Genomic DNA, 3,385 nt, shown 5'->3' with positions numbered 1-3,385 from the left:
CCACGACGGTGGTGATCGGGCGGAGCGCCGGGGGGACGTCCAGAGCAGGAGGAGTTCCGTCGGGGCCGGGACGGTCGTGTACGAGAACGATGCGCTCCGGGCCGCGCCCGGAGGCCGTCGCGGCCGCCACGGCGTCCAGGCAGGCCCTGAGGCTGGGCCGGCCGAGGGTGGGCACGACGATCGCGTACGGAGGCGGGGTCACGGACGCCTGGAGCATGGCGGTCAGCCTTCCTCGGCGGTACGGAAGATGCCGTCCCGGCGCACGGCGTAGGGCCCGATGGCCAGCAGGTCCACCGGCGACGAGCCGAAGCACTCCAGGGCGTCCCGGGGGTCGTCGACCATCGGCCGGCCGGCGGTGTTCAGGCTGGTGTTGACGACGACCGGCAGTCCGGTGCGCCGTTCGAACTCGGTGAGCATGCGCGCCACCAGGGGCTCACGCTGCGGATCCACGGTCTGGATGCGGGCCGTGCCGTCGACGTGGACCACGGCCGGGATGCGCTCGCGCCAGCCGGCGGCCACGTCGTGCACGAAGAGCATGTACGGGCTGGGCAGCGGTCCGTCGAAGATCTCGGACGCCCGGTCGGCGATCACCATCGGGGCGACGGGTCGGAACTGTTCACGGCCCTTGACGTCGTTGAGACGTTCCAGGTTCCCCGCGTGCCCGGGGTGGGCCAGCAGCGAACGGTGCCCCAGCGCCCGCGGTCCGAACTCCGAACGGCCTTGGAACCAGGCCACGATGGCGTTGTCGGCGAGCGCCTGCGCGACGGTGGCCGCGATGTCCGGGGGCCGCTCGAAGGGGACTCCCGCCGTCTTGAGCCAGGCACCGAGTTCAGCGTCCGACCAGTCGCGGCCCAGATCCGCTCCGGCCATGGGCTCCGGGGTGTCCCCCGCCCCGGCGGCGAGGAGCAGCGCGGAACCGAGCGCCGTTCCCGCGTCTCCGGCGGCGGGCTGGACCCACACGCGGGAGAACGGACCCTCCCGTGCGATGCGGGAGTTGGCCACGCAGTTCAGCGCGACGCCCCCGGCGAGGGTGAGCACGTCGTCGTGGGTGCGGCCGTGGAGCCAGCGGACCAGGTCGAGCAGTGTTTCTTCCAACACGGCCTGCGCACTGGCGGCGACATCGGCGTGGGTCCCGGTCCACGGCTCGTCCGCGCCCCGGGGTGCGCAGAACTCGTTCCAGGGGACGCCGGTGGCGTGGAAGCCGCCGTCGCCCGTGGGGTACACGTAGCGGCGCAGCTCGTCCAGCATCCGCGGGCTTCCGTGGGAGGCGAGTGCCATCACCTTGAACTCGTCGGATGACCTCAGGAATCCGAGGTGTGCGGTGAGTTCCTCGTAGACGAGTCCGAGCGAGTGCGGGAGGTCCTGCGCGTACAGCGGCTCCAGTCTGTCGCCCGTCCGGCGGGCCGCCAGGTGCGAAGCACGTTCGCCGCGTCCGTCGAGGACCAGGACGGAACTGCGGTCCGCGCCGTCGGCCGCGAACGCGCCCGACGCGGCATGCGCCATGTGGTGCGGAACGAAGCGCACGAGGCCGGGGTCGAGGCCGGGCAGGGCGGCCGACAGGAACCCCGGGGCCTCGCGCGCGTACGTCTGGCGGAGGTGGTCCCACGGGTCGTCCAGCCCCATGGCGTCGGCCGGCCGCGCCAGAGCGGGGTCGTAGGAGTACGCCACGGCGTCGAGGTCCTGCGGACGCAGACCGGCACGCTTCAGGCACCAGGCCGCGGCCTGTTCGGGCAGTTCCCACGCGGAGAAGGGCACCGGCCGCTTGCCGTGCTTGCGGCGGGAGAACCGCTCCTCCTCGGCGGCGGCCACCGTGCGGCCGTCGATGACGAGTGCGGCGGAAGGGTCGTGGAAGAGCGCGTTGATTCCGAGAATGCGCATCGCGGAAGAGACCTTTCGGCTGGGTGTGCCGGGCGGGCCGCGCAGGGGGCCGCAGCCGCGGCGAACGTACGGCGAGCCCGAAGGGGTCAGTCGTCGCAGTGCGCGCGGAACCAGGCGATGGTGCGGCGCAGCCCTTCCTCGGCCGCCACACGCGGCTCCCACTGGAGCTTGCCCCGCGCCAGCGTGATGTCGGGGCAGCGCACGGTCGGGTCGTCGGTGGGCCGCTCGATGAAGGTGATCTCCGAGGAGGAACCGGTCAGTTCGACGATCCACCGGGCGAGCTCCAGCATGGTGAGCTCGTCGGGGTTGCCGAGGTTCACGGGGCCCCGCATCCCGTGGTCGGCCGCCGCGAGGATACCGGCGACGGTGTCCTCGACGTAGCACAGCGAACGGGTCTGCAGGCCGTCGCCGGTGACGGTCAAGGGCGCACCCGCGAGCGCCTGGCGGATGAACGTGGGAACGGCGCGACCGTCATAGCCCCGCATGCGGGGACCATAGGTGTTGAACAGCCGCACGATGCAGGCGTCCGTACCGAGGGCCGAGGCGTGAGCGGTGGTCAGCGCCTCGCCGAAGCGTTTGGCCTCGTCGTAGACGCTGCGAGGGCCGACGGGGTTGACGTGTCCCCAGTACCGCTCGTTCTGGGGGTGTTCCTGCGGATCGCCATAGACCTCCGAGGTGGAGGCGAGGACGAAGCGGGCCCCGCTGCGGTGTGCCAGTTCCAGGGCATTTCGCGTGCCGAGACTGCCGGCCTCCAACGTGTGGAGGGGCAGGCGGAGGTAGTCGGCGGGGGAAGCGGGCGAGGCCAGGTGCAGAACGAGGTCCGGGTCCCTTCGTACGCTGAAGGGCCGCGAGACGTTCGTCTCCTGCAGGGTGAATCCGGGACGGTCGACCAGTTCCGAGATGTTCTCGGGCCGCCCTGTGCTGAAGTCGTCGACACAGGTGACGGCGGTCCCTGCGGCCAGCAGGGCGGAGCACAGATGCGAGCCGACGAAGCCCCCGCCGCCGGTGACGACGGCGTGCTCCCAGCGCGGCGCATGCGATGAGCCCATGGTGATCTCCTCGGGCGACAGGGACGGCGAAGGACGCAGAAACCGGGAAGAGCCGATATCCGGGCCCGCCAGGTCGGGTGGACCCCTGCGAGTACGGCCTTCAGCCTGCCGCAGCCCCGGCAGAGCGGCATGTGGGAAGCGGCAGTCGGGTGAGGTCATGGCAGGGCCGCGGCCGTCGTCGCCGACACGTTCCTGTCGCGAAGCCTGTGGGGAAGCCGGTAGTGAAGCCCGTAGCGAGGCCGGTCGCACGTGCCGAGGCGCGGCAGCACACCGGCCGGGCACCGGTGCTCCGGGACCCGTGCTGCCGGTGGCCCGTGCTCAGGCGAGGACGACGCAGGCGGCGGCCGGGACGTCCAGCCTGCCGGCCAGGTGGAGCCGCCCGCTCTCGGGATCGGTTTCGAACCAGGTGACGTCACCGGACCACTCGTTGGACACGTACAGATGGCGCGCCGACGGGC

At 72.1% G+C, this 3,385-nt stretch carries 3 protein-coding genes and 1 pseudogene; all 4 read right to left on the bottom strand.

Annotated features, from left to right (window positions below; translation table 11 throughout):
* Positions 1-217 (bottom strand): annotated as a pseudogene (locus ACWGIU_RS33220) (transferase); the annotation flags it as partial.
* A 5-nt stretch (positions 218-222) separates the two neighbouring features.
* Entirely contained in the window at positions 223-1,878 is a 1,656-nt protein-coding gene (locus ACWGIU_RS33215; RefSeq protein WP_453711822.1) for a carbamoyltransferase family protein, read from the bottom strand.
* 86 nt (positions 1,879-1,964) lie between these two features.
* Positions 1,965-2,927 (bottom strand): NAD-dependent epimerase/dehydratase family protein, encoded by a 963-nt coding sequence (locus ACWGIU_RS33210; RefSeq protein WP_453711821.1) that lies wholly within the window; start codon positions 2,925-2,927, stop codon positions 1,965-1,967.
* A 318-nt stretch (positions 2,928-3,245) separates the two neighbouring features.
* Positions 3,246-3,385 (bottom strand): beta-propeller fold lactonase family protein (locus tag ACWGIU_RS33205; protein WP_453711823.1); only part of this gene is annotated, 140 nt, incomplete at its 5' end.

The sequence above is a fragment of the Streptomyces sp. NPDC054840 genome, from assembly GCF_053611065.1.
The sequence above is the reverse complement of the archived record's forward strand: the minus strand, read 5'-3'. Positions and strand labels throughout refer to the sequence as shown.